This is a genomic window from Actinospica acidithermotolerans (assembly GCF_018139625.1).
Lineage (GTDB): Bacteria > Actinomycetota > Actinomycetes > Streptomycetales > Catenulisporaceae > Actinospica > Actinospica acidithermotolerans.
Map to the genome: position 1 here is coordinate 1 of NZ_JAGSOH010000114.1, position 22,743 is coordinate 22,743.

The window sequence follows — 22,743 nt, forward strand, 5'->3', positions numbered from 1 at the left end:
GGCGGGGCCGGCGCCGCGGACGGCGCGGGCGAGCGCTCGGCGCCCGGCCAGGGGCTGCCACCGACGGCTTGCGGGCTGCTTCCGGCGGCCACCTGGATGTCAGGGCTCGTTGTCCGCTGCGGCGCGGCGGTGCGAGGTGACGCGGATTCCTGACGCGGCTCGGGCGAGCGCGGCGGAACCGCGTCCCACCGCGGATCCGGGGTGCTCGACGGAACCGCGTCCCACGACGAATCCGACCCGCGCGCCGCCCTCTCGTCCCACGACGAATCCGACCCGCGCGCCGCCCCCTCGTCCCACGCCGACTCGGGCGTGCGCGCCGCCCTCTCGTCCCACCGCGGCTCCGTGCCCCAGGCCGGTCCGGACTCCCAGTACGCGTCCGGCTCCGGCTCCGGCTCGACCGGCGGCGGGCCGGCCAGGGCGTCGCGGACGGCGTCGAGGTCCCGTTCGGTATACCTGCGGTAGCCCGAGGGCGTGCGCTCGGGCACCACGAGGCCGTGCTGCTCCAGCGCGCGCAGCGTCTCCGGGCGGATGCCCGGGAACTCGGCGGACAGCCGCGCCGCCGCCTCCCCGATGGTCATCGGGGTGCGGCCGCGCCGGGTGCCGCCCGCCGGGGCCACGGCTAGCCGCGGCCGGCGTGGAAGACGAGGCGGTACTTGCCGATCTGCACCTCGTCGCCGTCCGCGAGCAGCACTTCCTCGATCCGCTCGCGGTTGACGTAGGTGCCGTTGAGCGAGCCGAGGTCGCGCACCAGGAAGCCCTGGGCCGTCCTGGTCATCTCGGCGTGCCGCCGGGAGACGGTGACGTCGTCCAGGAAGATCTCGCTGTCCGGCGAGCGGCCGGCCGTGGTGACCTCCTGCTCGAGCGGGAAGCGGCTGCCCGCGTTCGGGCCGCGGCGCACCACCAGGGCGGCGACCCCGGTCTCCTCCTGGTACGCGGGCACCTCGCCGGTCTCGTCGGTCGGCTCGGTGATGCCGAGCGCGCCGAAGGCCATCGTCGAGGTGACCTCGGTGGCGCGCTGGCCGCCCAGCAGCGGGTTGCCGCAGTTCGAGCAGAACCGGCTGCCCGGCAGGTTGGAGTGCCCGCAGCGGGTGCACAGCGAGGCGTCAGCCGCGCCTTCCGACGGTGGCATCGAATCGACCTCCTGTCGCTCTCGGGACGCGTCCCGGCCCGCACGGTCCGGATCCGCCCTGGACTGTTGATGTCTTGCGTCTGAATACTCGGTTCTCAGCTGACAACGCATCGAAACCTAGAGGCACGCGGTCGACCCGGTCAACCGACACGGCGGAGCCCGGGCGGGCGCGCCGCGGCCGGTGCGGCGCGGGTGCGCCGGATGGTTCCCGGCGCCCGTGTGGCGAACGCCTCACCCGCGCCCGTCCCGCGCCGGGCGGCCGTCCGGCGGCCGCCCCCGGGGCGCCGCCGTTCAGCCGCCGGTCAGCCGGCGCTCAGCCGTGCGTGGTCTCGGTGTACGCGGCGGCGTCCAGCAGCCCGTCCACCGACTGCCCGTCGGCAAGTTCGACCTCGAAGATCCAGCCCTCGCCGTAGGGGTCCGAGTTGACCAGCTCGGGGTTGGCGTCCAGCGCGCCGTTGACCTCGGTCACGGTTCCGCTGACCGGGGCGTAGAGGTCGCTGACCGACTTGGTGGACTCCAGCTCGCCGCAGGGGCTGCCGGCCTCGATCTTCGCGCCGGCCTCGGGCAGCGTGACGAAGACGATGTCGCCGAGCGAGTCCTGGGCGAAGTCGGTGATGCCGACCCGCACGACCGGTCCGGCACCGCGCACCCACTCGTGCTCGGCGGTGTACTTGAGGTCCTCGGGAGTCGTGGTCACGGCTCTTCCATCGCTTTCTTCGTCGAGATACACCGTCGGCGCGCACGCATCGGTACTGCGGGGCGCACGGTACTGCGGGGCGCACCGGCCGCGCCGCGATCGCTCGTGGCAGGCGGAGCGGCGGTACGCCGTGACCCTATCGGACCCCCGGCGCACCGCTCCACACGCCACTCACCGTACGACGCGCCGGGCGGTTCAGCCCGCCGGGCGTTCGACCACCTCGGCCCAGGTGCCGAGCAGCTGGTCCGCCGCCTCCGGCTCCGGCGCCTCGGCCCACAGATGGGTGACGGCCTCGGCCGGGTCGGGCAGCACCAGCGTCCAGCGGCCGTCCGGCTCGACGATCCGGACGCCGTCCGTGGTGTCGATCTCGCGGCCCTCGGCGGCCTCCACGACCGTGCGCATCACCATCCCCTTGGCGGCCCACGGGGTGGGCACGTCCATCCGGCGCACGTGCGCATGCGGTATGCGCGCGTCGATCTGGGAGAGCGTCAGATGGGTGCGGGAGACCAGGCCGAGCAGCCGGGCGAAGGTGGCGATGCCGTCGAGCGCGCTGTGGAACTCGGGCACCACGAAGCCGCCGCGGGCGTCCCCGCCGAAGATCGTCTCGCGCTGCGAGCAGGCCTTCGTGAGCTGGTCGGGGGCGGTGGAGACCCAGGTGATGCCGACGCCGTGGAAGCCGGCGACGCGCTCGGCCACGCGGGTGGTGGTGACCGGCAGCGCGATCTTCCCGCCGCGCTTCTCGGCGGCGACCAGGTCGAGGATCACCAGCAGCGCGCGGTCCTCGTCGATCCGGGCGCCGGTGTCGTCGACCAGCCAGATCCGCTCGCCGACCGGGTCGAAGCGGACGCCGAAGGCGGCCTCCGAGGAGGCGACCAGCGCGCCGAGCCGGCGCAGGGCGGTGTGCCGCTCGCCGGGCGACTCGGTCGGGTGCGCCTCGTCGATGCCGAGGTTGACGGTGTAGGCCTCGACGCCGATCCGGCCGAGCAGGGTGGGCAGCACCAGGCCGGCCGCGCCGCCGCCGACGTCCACCACGACCTTGAGTTCGGCGTCTGCGATGCCTGAGACATCCACCCGGGAGAGCAGCTCCTGGGTGTAGCTCTCGAAGATGCGGGACGGGGTGTTGAGGTCTCCTATCTCGCCGGGGAAGGCGCGCCGGTACTCGCCGCGCGAGTAGACCCGGTCCAGCTTGCGCTGAGCGCCCGGCGAGAGGTCGGCGCCGGTGGAGTCGAGGAAGGCGATGTCCACCGAGTCGGGCACGCCCGGGGTGGTGCGGATGACGACGCCGCCGGCCGCTCCGTGCGCCGTCTGCAGCCGGGCCACGGCGGTCGGCACGGCCTCCAGGTCGCGCACGTCGAGCGCGCTGGAGGTGAGCGCGGCGATCACCGCGCGCTTGAGCGCTCGAGCGGCCCGGGAGCCGTCGCGGGCGCAGGTGACGGTGTCGCCCTTCTTCAGCGTGGTGGCGTAGGCCCCCGCGAGCCGGACCGCGAGCTCGGGGGTGATCTCCACGTTCATCACGCCGCTGATGCCGCGCGGGCCGAACAGCGAGCGGGAGCTGCGCTGCTCCCAGATCACGTCGCTGTGCACGACCGCGCCGGCCTCGACGGTCTTGAAGGGGTAGACGCGCACGCCGCCGCTGAGGACGGACTCCTCCTCGATCAGGCACTCGTCGCCGACGACGACGCCGTCCTCGATCCGGGCGGCGCGCATCACGTCGGTGTTCTTGCCGATCACGCAGCCGCGCAGGTTCGCCTGCGGGCCGATGTAGACGTTGCCGTGCACGACGGCGCGGTGCAGGAACGCGCCGGACTTCACGACGGCGTTGGAGCCGACGACGGTGTGCTCGCGCAGCTCGACGCCGGCCTCGATCTTGGAGTACGGGCCGATGTAGCACGGGCCCTTGAGGATGGCGGCGGGGTCGATCTCGGCGCCCTCGGCGACGAACACGCCGGGCGCGGTCTCGAAGCCGTCGATCTCGGTGTCCACCTTGCCGGTGAGCACGTCGGCCTGCGCCTTGACGTAGGACTCGTGCGTGCCGACGTCCTCCCAGTAGCCCTCGGCGACGTAGCCGTAGACGGGCTTGCCCTCGGCGAGCAGCCGCGGGAAGACCTCGCTCGACCAGTCGACGGAGGTGCCGGCCTCGACGTAGTCGAAGACCTCGGGCTCCATCACGTAGATGCCCGTGTTGACGGTGTCGGAGAAGACCTGTCCCCAGGTCGGCTTCTCCAGGAAGCGCTCGACGTGGCCCTCGTCGTCGATGATGGTGATGCCGAACTCGACCGGGTCGGGGACCCGGGTCAGGCACACCGTGACCAGCGCGCCCTTCTCCTTGTGGAACGCGATCAGCTCGCCGAGGTCGATGTCGGTGAGCGCGTCGCCGGAGATGACCAGGAAGCTGTCGTCGGACAGCAGGTCCTCGGCGTTCTTCACGGAGCCCGCGGTGCCGAGCGGGACCTCCTCGTTGGCGTAGTGCAGAACCATCCCGAGTTCCTCACCGTCGCCGAAGTAGTTGCGCACGAGTGAGGCCAGGAACTGCACGGTGACCACGACCTCGGTCAGGCCGTGCTTGCGCAGCAGCCGCAGGACGTGCTCCATGATGGGGCGGTTGGCCACCGGCAGCAGCGGTTTGGGCATCGAGGAGGTCATCGGACGAAGGCGGGTGCCCTCGCCTCCGGCCATCACGACGGCTTTCACGGGTATCGCTCCCAGGGTCGTCGGCGGGGTCGTTCCGGGTACTCGGGGCGCGGACGCCCCCCGCCTCGGGTAGACGCCGCGCGTGCTTCCCCCTGCCCGCTGAGTCCGAACCTAACCGAGCCGGACCGGTGAACAGCCGTGGAAGTGCGCCGAGGAACGGCCGCCGGCCGGCCGGGACCGCTTCCCGGCCGCTCCGGCTCAGCCGTTCGCGGGCGCCCCGTCCGGGGTGTTCGCCGAGGTCGCGGCGGCATCGTCGCGCAGCACGCGGCGCACCTGGAGCATGTAGAGCCCGGCGGCGAGCCAGTAGAGCGCGGTGCCCCAGATCGCGAAGGCCCAGCCGATCGCGCCGGCGACGTCGTTGAGCGCGCCGTGCCCGTCCCCGAGCAGCAGCAGCGGGAACGCGTAGAGGAGGTTGAAGGTGGCGGCCTTGCCCATGAAGTGAACCGGCGGCGGCCCGTAGCCGTGTCGTCTGAGGACGGCGAGCGGGATCGCCATCAGCAGGTCCCGGCCGACCAGGATCACCACCAGCCAGACCGGGATGATGTCGCGCCAGGCGAGGCCGACGAGCGTGGCCAGGATGTAGAGCCGGTCCGCCGCCGGGTCGAGCAGGGTGCCGATCCGGCTGGTCTGGTGGAAGGCGCGGGCGATCTTGCCGTCGAGGTAGTCGGTGAGGCCGGCCAGGGCGAGCACCAGGATCGCCCAGCCGTCCAGGTGCGGGCCGTGGAAGGCCGGCTGCAGGATCAGCCAGAGGAACAGCGGCACTCCGAGGAGCCGCAGCACGCTGAGGAGGTTCGGGACGGTCCACACCCGGTCGCGCGGGGCTTCGGCGGAAGGGGCGCTCATAGCCGGAAAGCTTAGCCGAGGGCGATCTCCGCCCCGCGGGTACCGCCATTCGCCGCAACTCGGCAAAGTCTTGCTCAAATCGTGCGGAACCGGCCTTCACGGCGGCCGGGGCCGGTCCTAGCGTGTCAGGCAGCACAGCCGTCCGGCCGCGCGGCGGACTCCCCCCTTGACGCCCCGCGGGCAGGACGGCTGTCGCGGTTAAGGTGTCCACTTGTGAACGAAGTGAACATGGAGCGGGCTCCGGCCCCGACGGGCCGTCAATTCGAGATCCGAGGAGGCGGCTACCGCGCCGTGGCGACCGAGGTCGGCGCCGGGCTGCGGCTGCTGGAGCACACGGCGGGCGGCGAGGTCAGGCCCTTGATCTCGGGGTACGCCGAGGACGAGCCGGTGGCGCACGGCGCCGGGCAGGTCCTGCTGCCGTGGGCGAACCGCGTGGCGGGCGGCCGCTACACGTTCGACGGGCAGGAGCGGCAGCTCGATGTGAGCGAGCCGGCCACCGGCAACGCGATCCACGGGCTGACCCGGTGGATGCCGTGGCGGGTCGCCGAGCACACCGAGGACGCCGTGCGCCTGGAGCTGTCGCTGTTCCCCCATCCGGGTTACCCGCATACGCTCGAACTGAGCGTCGGGTACCGCGTGGGAACCGATGGACTCGCTGTAGACATCTGTGCGAGAAACACAGGCGTACATCCTGCCCCGTACGGCTTCGGGGCCCACCCCTATATCACGCCCGGAGTGCAACCGGCCGAAGGACGCGCCGACGAATGGACATTGCACCTGCCCGCGGAGCGTTATCTCGCAGTGGACGAGCGGATGATTCCGAGCGGCGGTTTCGATGTGGATTCGAGCCCTTACGATTTCCGCAAGCCGCGAGTCCTGGCGGGAACGGCGCTGGACACCGCGTTCGGCGGGCTGCAACGGGAATTGGACGGTATCGGGCGCATTAGACTGAGCGCTCCGAGTGGGAACGCGGTCACTCTCTGGTTGGGGCGCGGGCTCGAGTGGGTCCAGGTGTTCACAGGCGACGCGCTGGCCGGAGCCGCGCGGCGCGCGGCGGTGGCGATCGAGCCGATGAGCGCGCCCCCGGACGCGTTCAACTCCGGCACGGATCTGAAGCGCCTTGAACCGGGTGACGCGGTGACTCACCGTTGGGGCATCCAAGTCGGCTGACGGACCGTCAGTTATAATGCGCTGCCCGCTATCTTCGCGCCTGACGTGATCTCACGACGACTGATGTACACGGCTGCAGAAAAGTCCATCAGCGTTTTTTCTGACGGTGGTTCCGGGTTGCTCCATTCGGGTTTATCATGGCCTGGAGAGGCCCGCCGACGGCGCGGACGCGCCCTCCCCGCGCGCTGCGCCTCAGCGCCCTGCGACCCCCACCGGCCGCGGGGCGGGGCCGCGAAACAGGATGCGAAGGGGTCACACGCAACAATGAGCACAGCTACGAAGAACCAGGCCTTACTGCCCACGGGTGGCCGCTCGGCCCGTCGGGCCCGGCAGGTCGCCGAGGCCGAGGCGGTGCGCGCCGCGGAGGCGTCGTACAAGCCGAAGGACGGCTACACCTCCTGGCTGCTCACCCGGTGCAACCGCGAGCTCGGCCGGCACGTCGACCGGGTGCTGGACGAGGTCGACCTGACGGAGGCCCAGTACGGCGTCCTGCAGGCGCTGGTGCACCTCAAGAGCGCCTCGTCCGCCACCCTGGCCCGCTCGGTCTCCGTCACCCCGCAGGCGATGGTCGGCCTGGTGGCGGCGCTGGAGCGGAAGGGCTACATCACCCGTACCTCGCACCCTGGCGGCGGCCGCGTGATCACCACCACGGTCACCCCGCTCGGCCAGGAGGCCTTCGACACCGCGAAGAAGCGCGTGCGGGCGCTGGAGCGCTCCGTCCGCAAGTCGCTGACCGAGGAGGAGTACTCGGCCGTGGTCGACCACCTGGAGAAGCTCAGCAACGCGCTGAGCGAGCTCTGACGATCAGCTCCGGGTCGCGCACACCCACCGCGAACCGCTCTTCACCCACCCCCGTCAGGTCATGAGCCCGGCGGGGGCTTTCTCGTTCCCGGGGGCGGATCACTTACTTAAGCGGTCCAGTCGCGGGGCTCGCGCCGGGCGCGCAGCACGGCGTCGCGCACGTGGTGGGCGCCCTCCGGCGGGGGCGCCGTGCGCATCCGGATCTCGTTGACCTCGATGGTCCAGCCGCAGCCGAGGTGCCCGGCGATCTCATCGGGCTGATAGAAATCCCGCGGCACGAGCCCGTTGGCCACCCGCTCGGGCAGATCGGCGATGTCGTGGCCGACGAACAGCAGCGTGCCGCCGGGGGCGACGGCGCCGAGCAGCCGGCGCAGCGCGGCGTGGTCCGGGCGCCGCGGCAGGGGGAAGTACTGACACGTCACCAGATCGAAGGCTCCCGGGGGCGGCGGCGTCTCGACGAGATCGGCGCGCGTCCACGTCACCGACCCGGCGACGTCCGCGCCCGCTTTCGCCGCGCGTTCGAGCGCGGTGCGCGAGATGTCGACCGCGGTGACCTTCCAGCCGCGCCTGGCGAGCCAGAGCGCGTCGCCGCCCTCGCCGCAGCCGATGTCGAGCGCCAGGCCCGGCACCATGTCCGATGTCTCGGTGACTAGAACTCCGTTGGGGTTTCCGCTGAACAACTGCTCGCGGCTGCCGTACATGTCATCCCAGAACTGTGCGTCCATAGGGCCCAGGCTGGGCCACCGGGGCGGCACTTGGCAAAGTTCTTTGCGGAAACCGCAAAACGGGGGCAGAGTGGAGGGATGGGCGAGGAGATCGACACGGTGCTGGCCGGCGTCGGGCCGCGGCTGGAGTTCCTGAGCATCCTCGGGCCGCAGGGCGAGCGCTTCCACATCAGGGCCAGCTACCGGCCCTGAGCGCGGGACGCGAGGCTGACGCCGATGGGGGCGGGGACGGATCCATTCCCCGGCGCGCCCTGCAAAGGCCCTTCGGTGGCAGGATTCCGGGATGGACACGATCTTACGGGTGGCCGGCGAGCTGATCGGCACGGCGCTCTCCGACCCGGTCGACCTCGGCGGGAGCGCGCGGAGCAGAGTATTGCGGTGCCGGACGGAGTCGGGCGGCAGCGTCGTGGTGAAAGCGTACGCGGAGGGGCCGGCGGCCCGGCGCGGCTTCGCGGCGGAGGCAGCCGGCCTGTCACTCCGGCTGGCCGGCCCGCGCCTGCTGGCCACGCACAGCGACACGCCGCTGCTGGTGATGGAAGACCTCGGGGCCGCGCCCTCGCTGGCGGACGTGCTGCTCGGCGGGGACCCGAGGGCAGCCGCCGACGGGCTGCTGATCTGGGCGCGCACCCTGGGCAAGCTGGCCGCCGAGTCGGTTCGCCGCCGCGAGAGCCTCACCCGCCTGTGGACGCAGCACGGCGGCGACACGATGTCGTGGCAGACCAGGCGATGGGTCGACGTCGGCGCGACCGCGCTGCGCGACGCGCTCACCGCGGCCGGGATCCCCGCACCGGACGGGCTGGCCGGGGAACTGGCCGGACTCGGACAGGATCTGCACGACGCGTATCCCGCCTTCACCCCGGGAGACACCTGCCTCGACAACAATCTGCTCACCGTGGAGGGTCTGCGGCTGATCGACTTCGAAGGCGCGTGCTTCGCGCCGGTCTTCCTGACGGCCGCATACTGCCGGATGCCGTTCCCCAGCTGCTGGTGCGTCTTCCGCCTGCCGGCTGGTCTGGCGACCGAGATCGAGCAGGCCTTCCGCGAGCAGGTAACGGAGGCCTACCCGGCCCTCGCCGATGACGCGGTGTGGGAGAAGGGCGTTGCCAGGGCCGTCGCGGCCTGGACACTCGAGGTCACCGAGTGGCTGCTGCCCCTCACCGCGCAGGACGAGCCGCTGCACTCGACCCGGCCGGCCCCGACACCCCGCCAGGTTCTGCGCCATCGGTGGGAGGCCGCCGCGGCGATAGCGGAGTTCCCTGCACTGGCGCGGTCGATGCGGCTGCTGCTGAACAACGTGGCCGCCACATGGGACGCTTCACCGCTGCCGGAATACCCCGCCTTCCGCCCGCTTCGCCCGCACACGTAGGAGAATTCCGGCCGAATGGCGCGTGAGAAGCAGACCGCCTGGCACGCGCGCCCAAAGTCCATTACTCCGATGCCTGCTCCCGCCGCGCTTCCGGCGGCAGATGCTGCGACGGCGGCTCAGAAGTCCGCGCGATCCGGCGGGAGCAGGTGGCGCAGTTCGTTGCGCACCCGGCGCTCGACGACGGCCAGGTACAGGTTGCCGTCCTCGTCGCCGAAGTAGTCCTCGCCGATCTCGGCGCTCACCGCGGCCCGCGGGTCGAAGCGGGCGCCGGCGTCGAGTTCGGTGCCGTGCTCGGCGGCCTTGCGGACCACGGTGCCGTAGTGGCGGCGCACCAGCGGATCGGTGACGGTCAGCCAGATGCTCGCCGGCGTGGCGAGGATCCGGCCCGGCGTGCGGCGCGCGGCGCGGACCGCGCTGGCGCCGACGCTCTCCCAGCCCCACGGGCCGAGCCGGTCGGCGAGCCGGTAGCGGTTGGCGACCGGCGCGAGCACGTATCCGTACAGCTCGACCTGGAGCAGCCCGTTGCCGGCCGTCGCGCCGACGAAGACGGTGACGGTCAGCCCGGCGGCGCCGCGGGTGATCCGGATCCGGCGGAAACGGCGGGCGGCGGGCAGGCCGCGCGCGGGCGCGGAGGGCACCGGCAGCAGCCGCACCGGTAGCTCGGCGTCGCCGCGGGTGGCGAACGCGGGCCCGGCGGCGACCGGGTAGTCGTCGAGCAGCACCAGCGCCGGGCCGCCGGGGTCGAGGGGGCCGAGTCCGTCGGCCAGCGCCTCGCAGGCGCGGTCCAGGAGGTCCTCGGTGTCGAAGGGCGCCGAGCGGGAGGCGGCCGGGCCGAGGTCGATCAGCCACCTGCGGCGCAGCGCCTGGCGCCCGGCGCCGAGGAAGGGCTCGCCGGAGGCGGCCAGCGGGGGCCGGACGGTCCGGGCGGCGGCGAGCCTCGCGCCGAGCACGCCGAGGGCGTGCTGGGCCCAGGCCGGTTCGGCCGACAGCCAGCGGCCCGGGGTGTAGAGGCCGGGCGAGAGGCGGTCGGCGATCGCGGCGCGCGCGGCGAGCTCCTCGGCGAGCACGGCGATCCAGCAGCCGAGCCCGGCGGCGGCCGGGGCGACGAGGCGGCGCAGCCGTTCGCCGCCGTTCGCCGGGGCGGCGATGTGCAGCACGGAGCGCAGCCCGAGGGGGTCCGCGTGGGTGAGCGCGAGGGTGGTCAGCAGGACGCCGGCGACGACCAGGAGGAAGAGCGTGGCCTGCGCGGCCGCGCGGGGGCGCTCGTTGCGCGGCGAACCGGCGTACTCGGCGCGGGAGCGCCGTCCCGCGACGGTCTCGGACGGCCGCAGCGCGCGCACCGCGAGCACCGTCGCCGCGAGCCACGCCAGCAGGCACGGCACGGACCAGCCGCCGAGGGCCGTCGCCACGACGACGACGGCGAGCATGGCGCCGTCCCGATACAGGCGTCGGGAACGCGCCGCCACCGCGTGCCGCACGACGGTCGCCAGGTCGACGCCCTCGGCCAACGGCGGCTGCCGGTCCTCGCGCACCAGCAGGTGCCGGATCAGCGCCCGGCCGTAGCCTTCGTCGAGATGCGCCGCCGTGCAGAGATAGCGCGTGGCGTCGTCGTCCGGCGCCGACTCAGGCCGCCTGGGGCCCGGGACGCGACCGACCTGTGCCACCACACCGGTCGAAACTCCCACCCTACGAACTGCCTTCCGGAAATCCACCCCGCCGAGACCAGGCGAGAGCCGGACTTTACCACGCGAACACCCCCGCGCGGCCGGGGTCGGCGGCAGCCGGGCACCCGGGGGCGAAGCTTTGGCGAAGCTTTTGCCGCTCCCTCACCGGTACCTCACCTCCCGAGTCGTCCACCCTATGACATCAATGGCGATTCGAATGATTTTTCTCGGGTATGCCCCCTTCGCTCCCACCTGGGGGCGCGCGGGAACATTGCGGCCCCTTTGGGCGTTGGCTCCGAGTGGACACGGTAGTGGTTGAGCACGGCCGAGGAGGCAGTGGGGATGAGCGAGCGGGCATTGCGGGGCACCCGGCTGGGTGCCACCAGTTATGAGACGGACAGCGGGATAGACCTGGCCCCGCGGCAGGACGTGGAATACGCCTGCCCGAGCGGGCACCGGTTCCGGATGCCGTTCTCGGTCGAGGCCGACGTGCCTGCGGTGTGGGAATGCCGCGTGTGCGGCGCCCAGGCGCTGCGCGTGGGCGGCGTCGCCGAGGAGGAGAAGGCGGGCAAGCCCGCCAGGACGCACTGGGACATGCTGCTCGAGCGGCGGAGCATCCCGGAGCTCGAGGAGGTGCTCGCCGAGCGCCTCGAGGTGCTGCGGCACGGCGGCATCGGCGGCCACCACGGCGCGCGCGCCCGGCACACCCCGCCGGTGAACCTGGCGACGGGCGCCCCCGAGCCCGAGAACGCCGCCCCGGCGACCGGCGCCCCCAAGGCGGCGGCGTCCACCGCGACGAAGAAGGCGCCCGCCAAGAAGAGCACCGCCGGCAGCGCCCCCACGCGCAAGACCGCGGCGAGCAAGCCGGCCCCGGCGACCAAGACGACCGGCAAGCCCGCCAAGAAGCCCGCCGCGAAGCGCTCGACGGCGAAGTAGCCGCGGCAGAGGATAACAGTCGGCGCGGGGCAACCCAGTCAAGTCGCGGCGCAATGCAGCTAAGAGCTAACAACAGTCGGCGTGGCGGAACGCAGCTGAGAACAGTCGCCGCGGTCAGGCACCATTGAGAACAGTCGGCGGGATGGGTGTCGGCCGCGCGAAATCGCTCCGGAAGGCGGTGTTCCGGGGCGCGCGGCGGCCGAGCGGGCCCACATCGCCCGGCCGCCGCGCGCCGCGGGTCGCCCCGCGGGCGTGGTCACCGCGAGTGCGATAGGGCGGGCTCGCGCCCGCCCCGCTCGCCTGGCCGACCCGGCAAGGGCCCGGCTCAGCTCTGCCGCTGCTTTTTCCGCTTGCCGGTCAGCGACGCGATCCGGTCCTCGACGCCCCAGGACGTGGCGCGCCACAGCGATTCGTACATGATGTTCTTGTTCATCTTCGAGACGCCGATCTCGCGCTCGACGAAGGTGATCGGCACCTCGACGATCTTCATGCCGAGGTTGCTCACCCGCCGGGTCAGGTCGGTCTGGAAGATGTAGCCGCCGGACTCCACCGTGTCGAGGCCGAGGCGCTCGAGGGTGCCGCGGCGGAAGATCCGGTAGCCGGCGGTCACGTCGCGGACCTTCAGGCCCATCACGATGTGGATGTAGGTGTTGCCGCCGCGGGAGAGGAACTGCCGGGTCAGCGGCCAGTTCACGATCTTGCCGCCCTTGACGTAGCGCGAGCCGATGACCAGGTCGGCGTTCTGCTCCTCGAGCGCCTTGAGCATCCGCGGGAGGTCCTCGGGACGGTGCGAGCCGTCGGCGTCCATCTCGATCAGCAGCTGGTAGCCGTGCTCGAGGCCCCACTTGAAGCCCGCGATGTACGCCGCGCCCAGGCCCTGCTTGCCGGCCCGGTGCATCACCTGGATCCGCTTGTCCGCGGCGGCCAGCTTGTCCGCCAGCTCGCCGGTTCCGTCGGGGCTGTTGTCGTCCGCGACCAGGACGTGCACCTGCGGGTTGTGCTCGTGCACCCGGGTGATGATGCGCTCGAGGTTGTCCACCTCGTTGTAGGTCGGGATGATGATCAGGACCGGGGAGAGCGCGTCGGCTTCCGGCGCGGACTCGGCCGGGATGTTCGACTCGGTCACGGGTGGGCCTTCCTTGCATTCGAAACGATGGTTGAAGAAGCTGACGAACTAGCAGGTGCGGGCAGCGAGCTTACCGCCTTCACGGTGGCTTCATCCTCCTGAGCGCCGCCGCCGGCCGAAGCCGTTACCGCACCGTCGCACACTTCGGGCCTTGCGATGCCCGGGTCCGCCGCGCCGGACTGCCCGGCGGTCGCGAACGCGGTCTCGACGCGCCTGCGCCGGCGGCCCGCGGCCGCCGCCCACGCCCAGGCCAGCAGGCCGAGGCCCATCATGGCCCACTCGGGCGCGGCGCCCAGTCTGATCGCGAGGGTCTGCCCGGTGCGCGGGGTGACCTCCGCGGAGACGACGGCGGCGGTGAACTGCCGCGTCTCCTTGACGATGTGCCCGGAGGCGTCGATGTAGCCGGAGATGCCGCTGGTGGCGGCGACCATGACCGGCCGGCCGGTCTCGACTGCGCGCAGCTGGGTGATGGCCATCTGCTCGCTCGGCTGGTCGGTCCAGCCGTAGGTGGCGTTGTTGGTCTGCACCACCAGCACGCCGCCGTCGCCGAGCACCGAGGAGCGGACCATGTCGTCGTACGCGACCTCGTAGCAGATGACCGTGGCTATCTTCACCCCGCCGACGGTCAGCACGCCGGGCGTGTTGCCGGAGACGAAGTCCCTGGGCACGAGCTTCATCTCGCTGAAGTACTTGGTGAGCTCGGCGCGCCAGGGGATGTACTCGCCGAACGGGACGAGGTGCCGCTTGGCGTAGGTGGCTCCGGGGCCGCTGTTCGGATCCCAGACGATGCCGAGCTCCTTGGCCTTGTCTGAGCCGACGTCGACGACCGCGCCGACCAGCGTCTGCACGCCGATCGACTGAACCGCCTCGCTGACGATGGCGTACGCCTCGGGGTCGGCGTACGGGTCGACGTCGTCGGAGTCCTCCGGCCAGAAGACCGCGACCGGCTGCTTGGCCTTGCCCGCGGCGATCTCCGCCGCGTACTGCTCGGTGGCCTTCGCGTGGTTGTCGAGCACCGCGTAGGCCTGGCCGTACGCGTCGAGGCCGGTGCGCGGCACGTCGCCCTGGACGGCCGCGAGCTCGACGGGCTGGTGCGCGATGGTCTGGATCGGCACGAGGTTGCCGACGATCGGCAGCACCAGCGCCGCGCCGACCCAGGCGAGCGAGCCGCGCCAGCCGACGGCCCCGGCCCAGCCGGGGCCCGGCTCTCCGAGCCGGCGGCGCGCGGCGAGCAGGCGCAGCACGAGCGCGGCGAGCACCGTGCCGACCAGCGCGGTCGCGAAGCTGAGCAGCGGGGCCCCGCCGAGTGCGACGATCGCGGTCAGCGGGGTCTGGGTCTGGCTGAAGGCGAGCCGGCCCCAGGAGAAGCCCCCGAGCGGCCAGCGGTCGCGGAAGAACTCCTCGGCGACCCAGAGCAGCGCCTGCCAGAACGCGGCGAAGCGCAGCCGGGACACGGAGGCGACGGCGGCGCCGAGCGGGGCGAAGTAGAGCGCCTCGACCAGGCCGAGGAAGACGAGCGCGTCGACGCCGATCACGTCGACCCAGCGGAAGATCGTGTAGCAGAAGGCGAGGCCGAACCAGAATCCGGCCCAGGCCGCGGCCGCCCAGGGGCGCCTGCGCTCCGTGCTGAGACGACCCTGGTACGCGGCGCGCACATTGAGGGTGAATCCGGCCACCGCGATCGGCGCGAGCCACCACCAGCCTATCGGCGCGAACGCCGGGTAGAGCAGGGCGCCGGAGGCGAACGAGCCGACGTGCGGCAGCCAGGCACGGCCCGGCCGGGGGCGTCGGGGTCGCCAGAGTCGTGCCACGGATGGCCCTTCCGCTTGCTCGGACAACGTCGGTCTGCGCGAGGACGTGTGTGGATCGTCCGTCTCATCATCGCGCATCGGTACGGACGAGTCGGCACGCGAGCGCGGTTCCCCGCGCATTCCCACGCACTTCTTAACAGTCGCCCGGGTTTCTCATCCTGCCAAGCGGTCGTGCGCCACCCGCCCGCGCACGGCGGTGCGCAGGCACCGCGGCGTCGGCTCGCCCGGCGTGAGGTCGGGCAGCCCGGGCACGCCGGCGCGCTCGTCGGTGGACCAGGCCGCGACCCGCGAGTCGGGGGTCTGGACGACCAGGTCGCCGGCCTGCCAGACGGCGTATGTGGCGGCGGCGCCCGGAGCCAGCACGCCCTGCTCGTCGCCCGGCACGCCGGGGGCGCCGGGGCGCAGCGCGCGCCAGCCGCCGCGGGTGTGCGCGGCGAACGCGGCGCGGACGGTGATCCGCGAGGACCGGGTGCGGTGGAACGCGGCGGCGCGCACCGCCTCCCACGGGCCGAGCGGGGTGACCGGCGAATCCGAGCCGAAGGCGAGCACGACCCCGGCCGCGCCGTACGCCGCGAAGGGGTTCATCGCCTCGGCCCGCTCGATGCCGAGGCGCCGCGCGTACATGCCCTCCGGGCCGCCCCAGGCGGCGTCGAAGCCGGGCTGCGCGCTGACCACGACGCCGTGGCCGGCCAGCTTCTCGATCACCTTGTGGTCGGCCATCTCGGCGTGCTCGGCGCGCACCGAGAGCGCCCTGACCCGGCCGTGCCCGACCGCGTCGGCCGCGAGGTCGAGGCCGCCGACGAGCAGGTCCATCGCATAGTCGCCGATCACGTGGAAGCCCGGCTGCACGCCGACCTCCGCGCACGCCGCGACGAACGCGCCGATCTGCTCGACGTCCAGGTAGTTCACGCCGCCGTGCGCCGGATCCCCGGTCTCCACGGCGTCGGTGTACGGGTCGCGCAGCGCGGCGGTGCGCGAGCCGATCGCGCCGTCGATGAACAGGTCCCCGCCCGCGCCGACGCCGCCGAGCTCGTGCGCCTTGATCGGGTCGGTCAGCTCGCCCCAGTAGCCGAAGACGTACGGCCCGACCTCGGCGGCCGCGAGCTCCAGCAGGCCGGTGAAGTCCGCCTCGCCCGAGATCTGCGGGCCGCCGCACTCGTGCAGCGCGCCGATGCCCAGTTCCGCTGCCCGCCGACGCGCGGCGCGCTGCGCGTCGGTGCGCTGAGCGGGGGTGATCCGCGAGAAGGCGGCGGAGCGCAGCAGGTGGTGCGCCTCCTGGGCGACGAGGCCGGAGCCGCGGAAGCCGACCGCCGCGCCGGCTTCGGGCACTGCGCTGAGCAGCGCGGTGGAGACGGCGGCGGAGTGCACGTCCACGCGGGACAGGTACACCTGGCGGCCGCCCGCGGCCCGGTCCAGTTCCGCGGCGCTCGGCGGGATCGCGTCGGCCCACTCGGTCTCGTCCCAGCCGGTGCCGAGCACGACGGCGTCGCCCGGAAGCGTGCGCGCGTACGCCGCTACCCGGTCGAGGAGGTCGGTGCCGGAGGTCGCGCCGGACAGATCGAGCCCGGTCAGCGCGAGCCCGGTGGACGTCGCGTGCACGTGCGAGTCCGTGAACGCCGGGGTCACCAGCGCGCCGTTCAGGTCGATCACCGTCTCGGCGCTGTCCGCGTGGAGGTCGGCGCCGTCCTCCGAGCCGATCCACGCGACGGTGTCGCCGACCGTGAGCATCGCGGTGGCGTAGGGCTCGGCGGGGTTGTACACGGAGCCGCCTCGCAGCAGGACAGCAGGCTGCTCGGCGGGGTCTTTCGCGGAACTGGTCACCCGCTAAAGCCTAGACCTCACCAGTCGCGAGCATTCTTCACACCCTGCTCCACGGCGGCATGCGCTATGGGAGCTCGCGGGCGGCGGCGGGCGGTCAGTCGCGGGGCAGGTCGGGGGTGCGGCCGTCGAACGGGGTGGAGAGCACGATCGTGGTGCGGGTCGAGACGTTCGCCGCCGAGCGGATCCGGCCGAGGAGGCCCTCCAGGTCGGCCGGGGTGGCGACGCGGATCTTCAGGATGTAGTTCTCGTCGCCGGCGACGGAGTGGCAGGACTCGATCTCCGGCAGGTCGGCGAGCCGCTCGGGCACGTCGTCGGGCGCGGCCGGGTCGAAGGGCTTGACCGAGACGAAGGCGGTCAGCGGCAGGCCGAGGGCCTCGACGTCGACCACGGCCCGGTAGCTCTTGATGATCCCGCGCTGCTCGAGCCGGCGGACCCGCTGGTGAGCGGCGGAGGTGGACAGGCCGGTGGCCTTGCCCACGTCCGTGTAGCTCATCCGGCCGTCCTCCAGCAGCAGCTTCACGATCTGTACGTCGATGTCCTCCACGGGTCAAAGGTAGCCTCCCCGGACCAACGTCGCGGTCGCGTCCACACCGTAGGCACCTGGCTGTCGGGGGCCGCCGCTATCGTGGTCGACGGTGATCCGGGTGACGGAGGGTCAGGAGATGCAGGCGACCGAGGCGATCGAGCAGGTGACCGCGGCGGCGGAGCGGCTGTGCGCGCAGGAGGGGATGAGCGCGGCGCGGGCCCGGCAGGTGCGCTGGTTCGTCAAGGAGCTGCGGCTGGCGCTGGCGCACCCGGAGTTCCGGCCGGCCGGCCCGGTGCGGACGGCCGCCGACCTGTTCCAGCCGCAGGCGGTGAGCTCGTACCTGGACCTCGGGCGGCGCGGCGAGCTGCGGACCCGGGCCAGCCGGGTGCCGGACGCGGTCTCCAGCCCGGCGTCGATGCGGGTGCGCGAGGACTGCCTGAAGCTGCTCGCGCGCGAGCTGACGCTGCCGCTGGTGCTCGGCGAGCGGGCGCCGCTGCCCGAGGTGCACGAGACGGTAGACGCGCCCACCCGCTCCCAGCTGCGCGCGTACCTCGTCGGGCGCGCGGAGAACCCGCCGGTGCTTGCCTCGCACGTGCGGCTGCTGGCGATCATCGGCATGGTGCTGGACACCGGCGCGCGGGTCGGCGAGCTGTGCGCGATGACGATGGCGGATCTGGACCTCGAGGCGCGCGAGCCCTCGGTGACGATCGTGCGCAAGCCGCAGGCGCGGCGGGTGGCGGAGCCGGTCACGGAGCGGATCGCGCTCTCGCGGGGCACGGCGGCGGCGGTCAGGCACTGGCTGAGGCACCGTCAGGAGCTGATCGAGGCCTTCGACGTGGGCGTGAAGTCGCTGTGGGTCTCGGTCGCGGGCAACCACGCGGGCCTGCCGTCGAAGGAGGGCAACGCGATCAGGCGGCCGCCGGGGATGCCCCTGCGGCCCCGCGGGCTGCAGCGCGCGTACACGCGGGCGGTGGTGGAGCTGAACGCGGAGCTCGCCGGCTCGATCGGCTGGCGGCCGCTGCCGTACCGACTCGAACTGCTCCGCCGCGCGATCGAGGTGCCGGACGAGCACAGGCTCGCCGCGGAGACCCCGGAGAACGAGTCAGCGGAAGGTCAGCCGGCGACCGACGGCGTTTCGGAATAGCCGACGCGGAAGGTTAGCTGGCGGCCGGCGACGTGTCCGGAGTAGCCGGAACGAGAGGCCAGCTGGCGACCGGCGGCATCCCGGAGTAGCCCACGCCGACCGTCAGCTGGCTACCGGCGGCGTGTCGGAGTAGCCGGTCTCGCTATGGTCGGCGATGAGCTCGATCTGCACCGGCTGGCCGCCGGTGAAGGCCTGGATCGTCGCGGGTTCGCGGTCGGCGCTCGCCTCGCGCACCGCGTCCTCGCGCTGCTGGCGCTTGCCGGCCCAGATGGAGGTCAGCCAGGCGGCGGTGATCACGATCGCGCCGGTGCAGGCGGTGATCCAGTCCGGCACGTCGCGCCAGACCTCCCACAGCAGCAGGATCGCGAGCAGCGCGATCGAGTAGTAGGCGCCGTGCTCCAGGTACCGGTACTCGTCGAGGGTTCCCTTGCGCACGACGTAGACGGTGAGCGAACGGATGTAGGCCGCGCCGATCGCCAGGCCGAGCGTGATCAGGGCGATGTCGACGGTGACGGAGAACGCGCCCATCACCGAGTCCATCGAGAAGGTCGCGTCGAGCAGCTCCAGGTAGACGAAGAGCAGGAACGCGCCGCGCCCCTGCACCGTCGCCCGCGGCCGGGAGGAGCCGTCGGCGTCGGCGCGGTCGGCCACGCGGGTGGAGAGCAGGTTGATGCCGAGGTAGCAGACGAGGCCCACGAGGCAGCCGACCAGCACGCGGGTGTGGTCCTCGGCCGGGACGGTGAACCGGGCCACGGCAGTGAACAGCAGCGCGATCAGCACCGGGACCCCGCGCCTGCCGAGGACGACCGGCAGGTGCCGCTCGACCGCGGGACACCAGTGCACGTCGCGCTCCTCGCGGAAGAAGCCGATCGCGATCATCAGCAGGAAGATCCCGCCGAACGCGGCGATGCCGGGCTGGGCCGTGAGCAGCAGCGCGTGGTACCGGTTCGGGTCCGCATAGGCCAGATCGACGGCGCGCCAGGGCGAGAGGTGCGCGCCGATCGCGACGATGATCAGCGGCAGCAGCAGGCGCATTCCGATGGCCGCGATCAGCACGCCGACGGTCATGAACATCCGTTGCCAGTAGCGGTTCATCCGCGCCAGGACGGTGGCGTTCACGATCGCGTTGTCGAAGGAGACCGCGATCTCGAGGACGCCCAGCAGGGCGACGACGACCAGCCCCTGCGTCCCGCCGACGAGGAAGCCGCCGAGCAGGGCGACCAGCGCGATCGCATGCGCGAAGCCGAAGATCCGGGAACTCTCGCCGCCTCGAAACATCCGCGCCGCCTCGGGATGGTGTTGAACTGTCACCTCGTAACCTACCCCTGGATCGACGATGCAGACTCGTGACAATGCTCTCAAAGGAGTGATCGGTGCACGTGCATGCGCCCCTTACCGCGCGACGCACGTGCACCGGATGCGCCGAGCCGCCGGTCCGCGCCTCGAGTCCGCCGCAGCACGGCAGCCGGGGCTCAGCCAGGGATCAGCCAGGCCTCAGCCGCGCTCGAGCGCCTTCGCGATCACCCGTCGCTGGATCTGGTTGGTGCCCTCGACGATCTGCAGCACCTTCGCCTCGCGCAGGTAGCGCTCGACCGGGAAGTCGGTGGTGTAGCCGGCGCCGCCGAGCACCTGGACGGCGTCGATCGTCGTCTGCATGGCCGCGTCCGTGCAGTGCAGCTTGGCGATCGCGGCCTGCCGGGCGAACGGCAGCCCGAGGTCGCGCAGCCGGGCCGCCGCCAGGTACGCGGCGCGGCCCACCTCGGTGCGCGCGGCCATGTCGGCGAGCAGGAAGCCGACCGCCTCGTGCCGGATGATGGGCTTGCCGAACTGCTCACGCTGCTTGGCGTACGCGGTGGCCGTGTCCAGGGCCGCCTGCGCGACGCCGACGGCGCAGGCCGCGATGCCGAGCCGGCCGCAGTCCAGCGCCCGCATGGCGATCTCGAATCCCTGGCCCAGCTCGCCGATCTGACGCTCCGCCGGCACGCGTACGCCCTCGAAGACCATCTGGGACGTGGTGCTCGAGCGCATTCCCATCTTGTGCTCGGGCTCGGCCGCGGACAGGCCGGCCGCGGCGGAGTCGACCAGGAACGCGCTGATGCCCCGGGCGCCCGGCTCGCCGGTGCGGGCCAGGACGGTGTAGAAGTCCGCCTGGCCGCCGTGGGTGATCCAGGCCTTCGTGCCGTCGATGACGTACTCGTCGCCGTCCGCCGCGGCGCGGGTGGTCAGGTTCGCGGCGTCGGAGCCGTGCTCGGGCTCGGACAGGCAGTAGGCGCCGAGCTGCTCGCCGCCGATCATGTCCGGCAGCCAGTACTTGCGCTGCTTGTCGGTGCCGTACTCGGCGAGCGCGTGGCAGGAGAGGGTGTGCACCGAGACGCCGAGGCCGACCGCGAGCCAGTGCCTCGCGAGCTCCTCGACGACCTGGAGGTAGACGGCGTACGGCTGCGACCCGCCGCCGTACTCCTCGTCGTAGGGCAGGCCCAGCAGTCCGGAGCGGCCGATCAGCCGGAAGACGTCGCGGGGGAACTCGGCGGCCGCCTCGGCGGCCGCGGCGCGCGGCGCGAGTTCCTCGCGTCCGAGCTCCTCGGTGAGTTCGAACAGCGCCTGCGCCTCCTCGGTGGGCAGCAGGGCGCGGCGGATGGCATCCATGGTCACTCCGGCGTGACGGCCGCCCAGGTCGTGGGCGGAGACGGTCAAGGGCGCGGACCGGGGGTCACCCGGCCCACGCCCTCAAAAGTACCGCGATTCGCCGCCCGCCTCACGCACGCCGCGGCCCCCGGCGGCGGCCCGGCCGCTAGTACGTCGAGCCGGAGTTCGACGAGGAGTTCGACGAGGAGTTCGACGAGGAGGTGGAGTCGCCGTTGCCCGCCTCGATCTTCTTGATGTCGCTGACGATGGTGTTGGACGGGATCGCGAAGCCCAGGCCGACCGAGCCGGACTCGGAGCTCGAGCTCGACGAGGAGGACGAGGAGTAGATCGCCGAGTTCATGCCGATGACCTCGCCCGAGTCGTTGAGCAGCGGGCCGCCGGAGTTGCCCGGGTTGATCGAGGCGTCGGTCTGGATGGCCGTGTAGGTGACGGTGGTCTCGTTGCCGCCCCAGCTGAAGCCGGGGAAGCCGCCGCTGTTGTTGCCGGTGCCGTTGGTGGTCGACTCGGTGACCGAGACCTTGCGGTTCAGGGCCGAGACGATGCCGCTGGTGACGGTGTTCTGCAGGTCGTCCGGGGAGCCGATGGCGATCGTCCCGTCGCCGACCTGCACATTCGAGGAGTCGGCGAACGTGACCGGCTTCCAGGTGTAGCTGGAGGCGTTCTCGACCTGGATGATCGCCACGTCGTCCGCCGCGATGTAGCCGACGACCTTGGCGTTGAAGGTCTTGCCGTCGTACGTGGTGACGGTCAGCGTCCCGCCGGAGGAGACGTAGTCCGAGATGACGTGGTTGTTGGTGACGATGTAGCCGTTGCTGGAGATCACCATGCCGGAGCCGATGCCCTCGGCGCTGCTGGTCGTCTCGGTGATCTTCACGACGCTCGGCAGCACGGTCTTGGCGACGGCGCCGACCGTGGTCGTGGTGTCCGAGCTGTTCGAGCCGGTCACGACGCTGACGGAGGCCGCGGCGGTGCCGTCGTAGCGGTGGTCGAAGTAGGCGCCGGAGACGCCGCCGACGGCCGCGGCGAGTACCGCGATCGAGAGCGCGAGGCTCAGGCCGACCTTGCGGGCGTTGCGCTTGGGCACCGGGCCGTGCAGCGAGAGCTCCGGCGGGACCGGGGGCAGGCCGCCGGTGCCGCCCGCGCCCGGATACGCCGAGGAACCCCAGGCGAACTCGCCGGTCTGCGCGGTGACCACCTGCGGTTCCTCGGGGCGCTGGTAGGCCGCCGCCGCGCCGCCGGGCGCCGGGGCGCCGACGGATGACTGCGCGAACGCGGGCTGGGGCCGCGGCTCGGCCTGCGGCTGCTGCGGGGCCGCAAACGGCGAGGCAGCGTACTGATGCTGCGCGTGGACCTCGTTCGGGTCCGGCGTGGTGGGATTCTGCGGCGTCTCGGTCATGGGAATACCTTCGGCCCGAAAGTTGAGAGCGGGCTGAAACGTATTCGAGACCATTCCAAGAAGACGCCTCGGACTCCATTCGACTGAGAATTCAATGAATTCCTCATACCCGCCCGGGCCCCTCGTCGCGGACGTGCGGCGCCGGAGCGGCGGCGAAACCGCTCACGGAGAGCGGCGGGGGCGTCGCGCGGAGTACAGCGGCTGAGAGTGCTGATACAGGCCGTCGTCGCGGCGGGAAAACGGGCGGGCAC

At 72.4% G+C, this 22,743-nt stretch carries 18 protein-coding genes and 1 pseudogene; 5 read left to right on the top strand and 14 right to left on the bottom strand.

The features are described from left to right. From KDK95_RS27545 to clsA, 5 genes are all read right to left on the bottom strand, one after another. Positions 1-578: MerR family transcriptional regulator (locus KDK95_RS27545; protein WP_212521219.1), on the bottom strand; the 578-nt coding region annotated here is incomplete at its 3' end. 41 nt (positions 579-619) lie between these two features. Beyond that, a complete protein-coding gene (locus tag KDK95_RS37195; protein ID WP_212521220.1) occupies positions 620-1,129 on the bottom strand; it encodes a double zinc ribbon and FHA domain-containing protein in 510 nt (169 codons plus the stop codon). A gap of 313 nt (positions 1,130-1,442) precedes the next feature. Beyond that, positions 1,443-1,826 (bottom strand): glycine cleavage system protein GcvH, encoded by a 384-nt coding sequence (gcvH, locus tag KDK95_RS27555; RefSeq protein WP_212521221.1) that lies wholly within the window; start codon positions 1,824-1,826, stop codon positions 1,443-1,445. A 195-nt stretch (positions 1,827-2,021) separates the two neighbouring features. Beyond that, positions 2,022-4,517, bottom strand: a complete 2,496-nt coding sequence (locus tag KDK95_RS27560; protein WP_212521222.1) for a mannose-1-phosphate guanyltransferase — start codon at positions 4,515-4,517, stop codon at positions 2,022-2,024. Positions 4,518-4,715: 198 nt separating this feature from the next. After that, complete coding sequence (gene clsA / locus KDK95_RS27565; RefSeq protein ID WP_212521223.1) at positions 4,716-5,360, bottom strand: cardiolipin synthase ClsA; 645 nt, start codon at positions 5,358-5,360, stop codon at positions 4,716-4,718. A 213-nt stretch (positions 5,361-5,573) separates the two neighbouring features. Here clsA and KDK95_RS27570 point away from each other — a divergent pair, with 213 nt between their 5' ends. Both KDK95_RS27570 and KDK95_RS27575 read left to right on the top strand, forming a co-directional pair. Beyond that, positions 5,574-6,530: an aldose 1-epimerase family protein gene (locus tag KDK95_RS27570; RefSeq protein ID WP_212521224.1), complete on the top strand. Its 957-nt coding sequence runs from the start codon at positions 5,574-5,576 to the stop codon at positions 6,528-6,530. A 264-nt stretch (positions 6,531-6,794) separates the two neighbouring features. Then, on the top strand, positions 6,795-7,331 hold the full coding sequence (locus KDK95_RS27575) for a MarR family winged helix-turn-helix transcriptional regulator (protein WP_212521225.1): 537 nt from the start codon (positions 6,795-6,797) through the stop codon (positions 7,329-7,331). Between the two features lie 107 nt (positions 7,332-7,438). Here the strand turns inward: KDK95_RS27575 and KDK95_RS27580 are convergent, their stop codons facing one another. Continuing rightward, the gene (locus KDK95_RS27580) at positions 7,439-8,056 is read right to left on the bottom strand and encodes a class I SAM-dependent methyltransferase (protein WP_212521226.1); all 618 of its coding nucleotides are present in this window, start codon (positions 8,054-8,056) and stop codon (positions 7,439-7,441) included. A 283-nt stretch (positions 8,057-8,339) separates the two neighbouring features. On the opposite strand from KDK95_RS27580, the gene KDK95_RS27585 reads away from it, so the two are divergent. Continuing rightward, a complete protein-coding gene (locus KDK95_RS27585; protein WP_212521227.1) occupies positions 8,340-9,422 on the top strand; it encodes a hypothetical protein in 1,083 nt (360 codons plus the stop codon). Positions 9,423-9,538: 116 nt separating this feature from the next. Here the strand turns inward: KDK95_RS27585 and KDK95_RS27590 are convergent, their stop codons facing one another. Continuing rightward, entirely contained in the window at positions 9,539-11,089 is a 1,551-nt protein-coding gene (locus tag KDK95_RS27590; protein ID WP_212521228.1) for an AbeC-like domain-containing protein, read from the bottom strand. Positions 11,090-11,428: 339 nt separating this feature from the next. On the opposite strand from KDK95_RS27590, the pseudogene KDK95_RS36315 reads away from it, so the two are divergent. Continuing rightward, a pseudogene (locus KDK95_RS36315) lies at positions 11,429-11,761 on the top strand (RNA polymerase-binding protein RbpA); the annotation flags it as partial. A gap of 586 nt (positions 11,762-12,347) precedes the next feature. Here the strand turns inward: KDK95_RS36315 and KDK95_RS27600 are convergent. From KDK95_RS27600 to KDK95_RS37490, 4 genes are all read right to left on the bottom strand, one after another. Then, the gene (locus tag KDK95_RS27600) at positions 12,348-13,148 is read right to left on the bottom strand and encodes a polyprenol monophosphomannose synthase (RefSeq protein WP_307844720.1); all 801 of its coding nucleotides are present in this window, start codon (positions 13,146-13,148) and stop codon (positions 12,348-12,350) included. Beyond that, on the bottom strand, positions 13,145-14,959 hold the full coding sequence (lnt, locus tag KDK95_RS27605; protein WP_212521230.1) for an apolipoprotein N-acyltransferase: 1,815 nt from the start codon (positions 14,957-14,959) through the stop codon (positions 13,145-13,147). The genes KDK95_RS27600 and lnt overlap by 4 nt, the downstream gene beginning before the upstream one ends. 153 nt (positions 14,960-15,112) lie before the next feature. Further along, positions 15,113-16,780, bottom strand: a complete 1,668-nt coding sequence (locus KDK95_RS27610) for an amidohydrolase (RefSeq protein WP_212521231.1) — start codon at positions 16,778-16,780, stop codon at positions 15,113-15,115. Between the two features lie 94 nt (positions 16,781-16,874). Further along, the gene (locus KDK95_RS37490) at positions 16,875-17,324 is read right to left on the bottom strand and encodes an Lrp/AsnC family transcriptional regulator (RefSeq protein WP_212521232.1); all 450 of its coding nucleotides are present in this window, start codon (positions 17,322-17,324) and stop codon (positions 16,875-16,877) included. 100 nt (positions 17,325-17,424) lie between these two features. On the opposite strand from KDK95_RS37490, the gene KDK95_RS36320 reads away from it, so the two are divergent. Then, on the top strand, positions 17,425-18,450 hold the full coding sequence (locus KDK95_RS36320; RefSeq protein ID WP_212521233.1) for a tyrosine-type recombinase/integrase: 1,026 nt from the start codon (positions 17,425-17,427) through the stop codon (positions 18,448-18,450). Positions 18,451-18,552: 102 nt separating this feature from the next. Here KDK95_RS36320 and KDK95_RS27625 read toward each other — a convergent pair whose 3' ends face one another. The 3 genes from KDK95_RS27625 to KDK95_RS27635 all read right to left on the bottom strand — a co-directional run bounded on the left by KDK95_RS27625 (position 18,553) and on the right by KDK95_RS27635 (position 22,492). Next, a complete protein-coding gene (locus KDK95_RS27625; RefSeq protein ID WP_212521234.1) occupies positions 18,553-19,761 on the bottom strand; it encodes a DUF475 domain-containing protein in 1,209 nt (402 codons plus the stop codon). A 183-nt stretch (positions 19,762-19,944) separates the two neighbouring features. Then, positions 19,945-21,096, bottom strand: coding sequence for an acyl-CoA dehydrogenase family protein (locus tag KDK95_RS27630; protein WP_212521235.1), 1,152 nt, complete (start codon positions 21,094-21,096; stop codon positions 19,945-19,947). A 145-nt stretch (positions 21,097-21,241) separates the two neighbouring features. Continuing rightward, complete coding sequence (locus tag KDK95_RS27635) at positions 21,242-22,492, bottom strand: S1C family serine protease (RefSeq protein ID WP_212521236.1); 1,251 nt, start codon at positions 22,490-22,492, stop codon at positions 21,242-21,244. Positions 22,493-22,743: the final 251 nt, after the last annotated feature.

Coding starts and splice junctions, on each gene's coding strand:
- KDK95_RS37195 (WP_212521220.1), bottom strand. CDS start 1,129: ATGCCACCGTCGGAAGGCGCGGCTGACGCCTCGCTGTGCACCCGCTGC.
- clsA (WP_212521223.1), bottom strand. CDS start 5,360: ATGAGCGCCCCTTCCGCCGAAGCCCCGCGCGACCGGGTGTGGACCGTC.
- KDK95_RS27575 (WP_212521225.1), top strand. CDS start 6,795: ATGAGCACAGCTACGAAGAACCAGGCCTTACTGCCCACGGGTGGCCGC.
- KDK95_RS27580 (WP_212521226.1), bottom strand. CDS start 8,056: ATGGACGCACAGTTCTGGGATGACATGTACGGCAGCCGCGAGCAGTTG.
- KDK95_RS27585 (WP_212521227.1), top strand. CDS start 8,340: ATGGACACGATCTTACGGGTGGCCGGCGAGCTGATCGGCACGGCGCTC.
- KDK95_RS27630 (WP_212521235.1), bottom strand. CDS start 21,096: ATGGATGCCATCCGCCGCGCCCTGCTGCCCACCGAGGAGGCGCAGGCG.
- KDK95_RS27635 (WP_212521236.1), bottom strand. CDS start 22,492: ATGACCGAGACGCCGCAGAATCCCACCACGCCGGACCCGAACGAGGTC.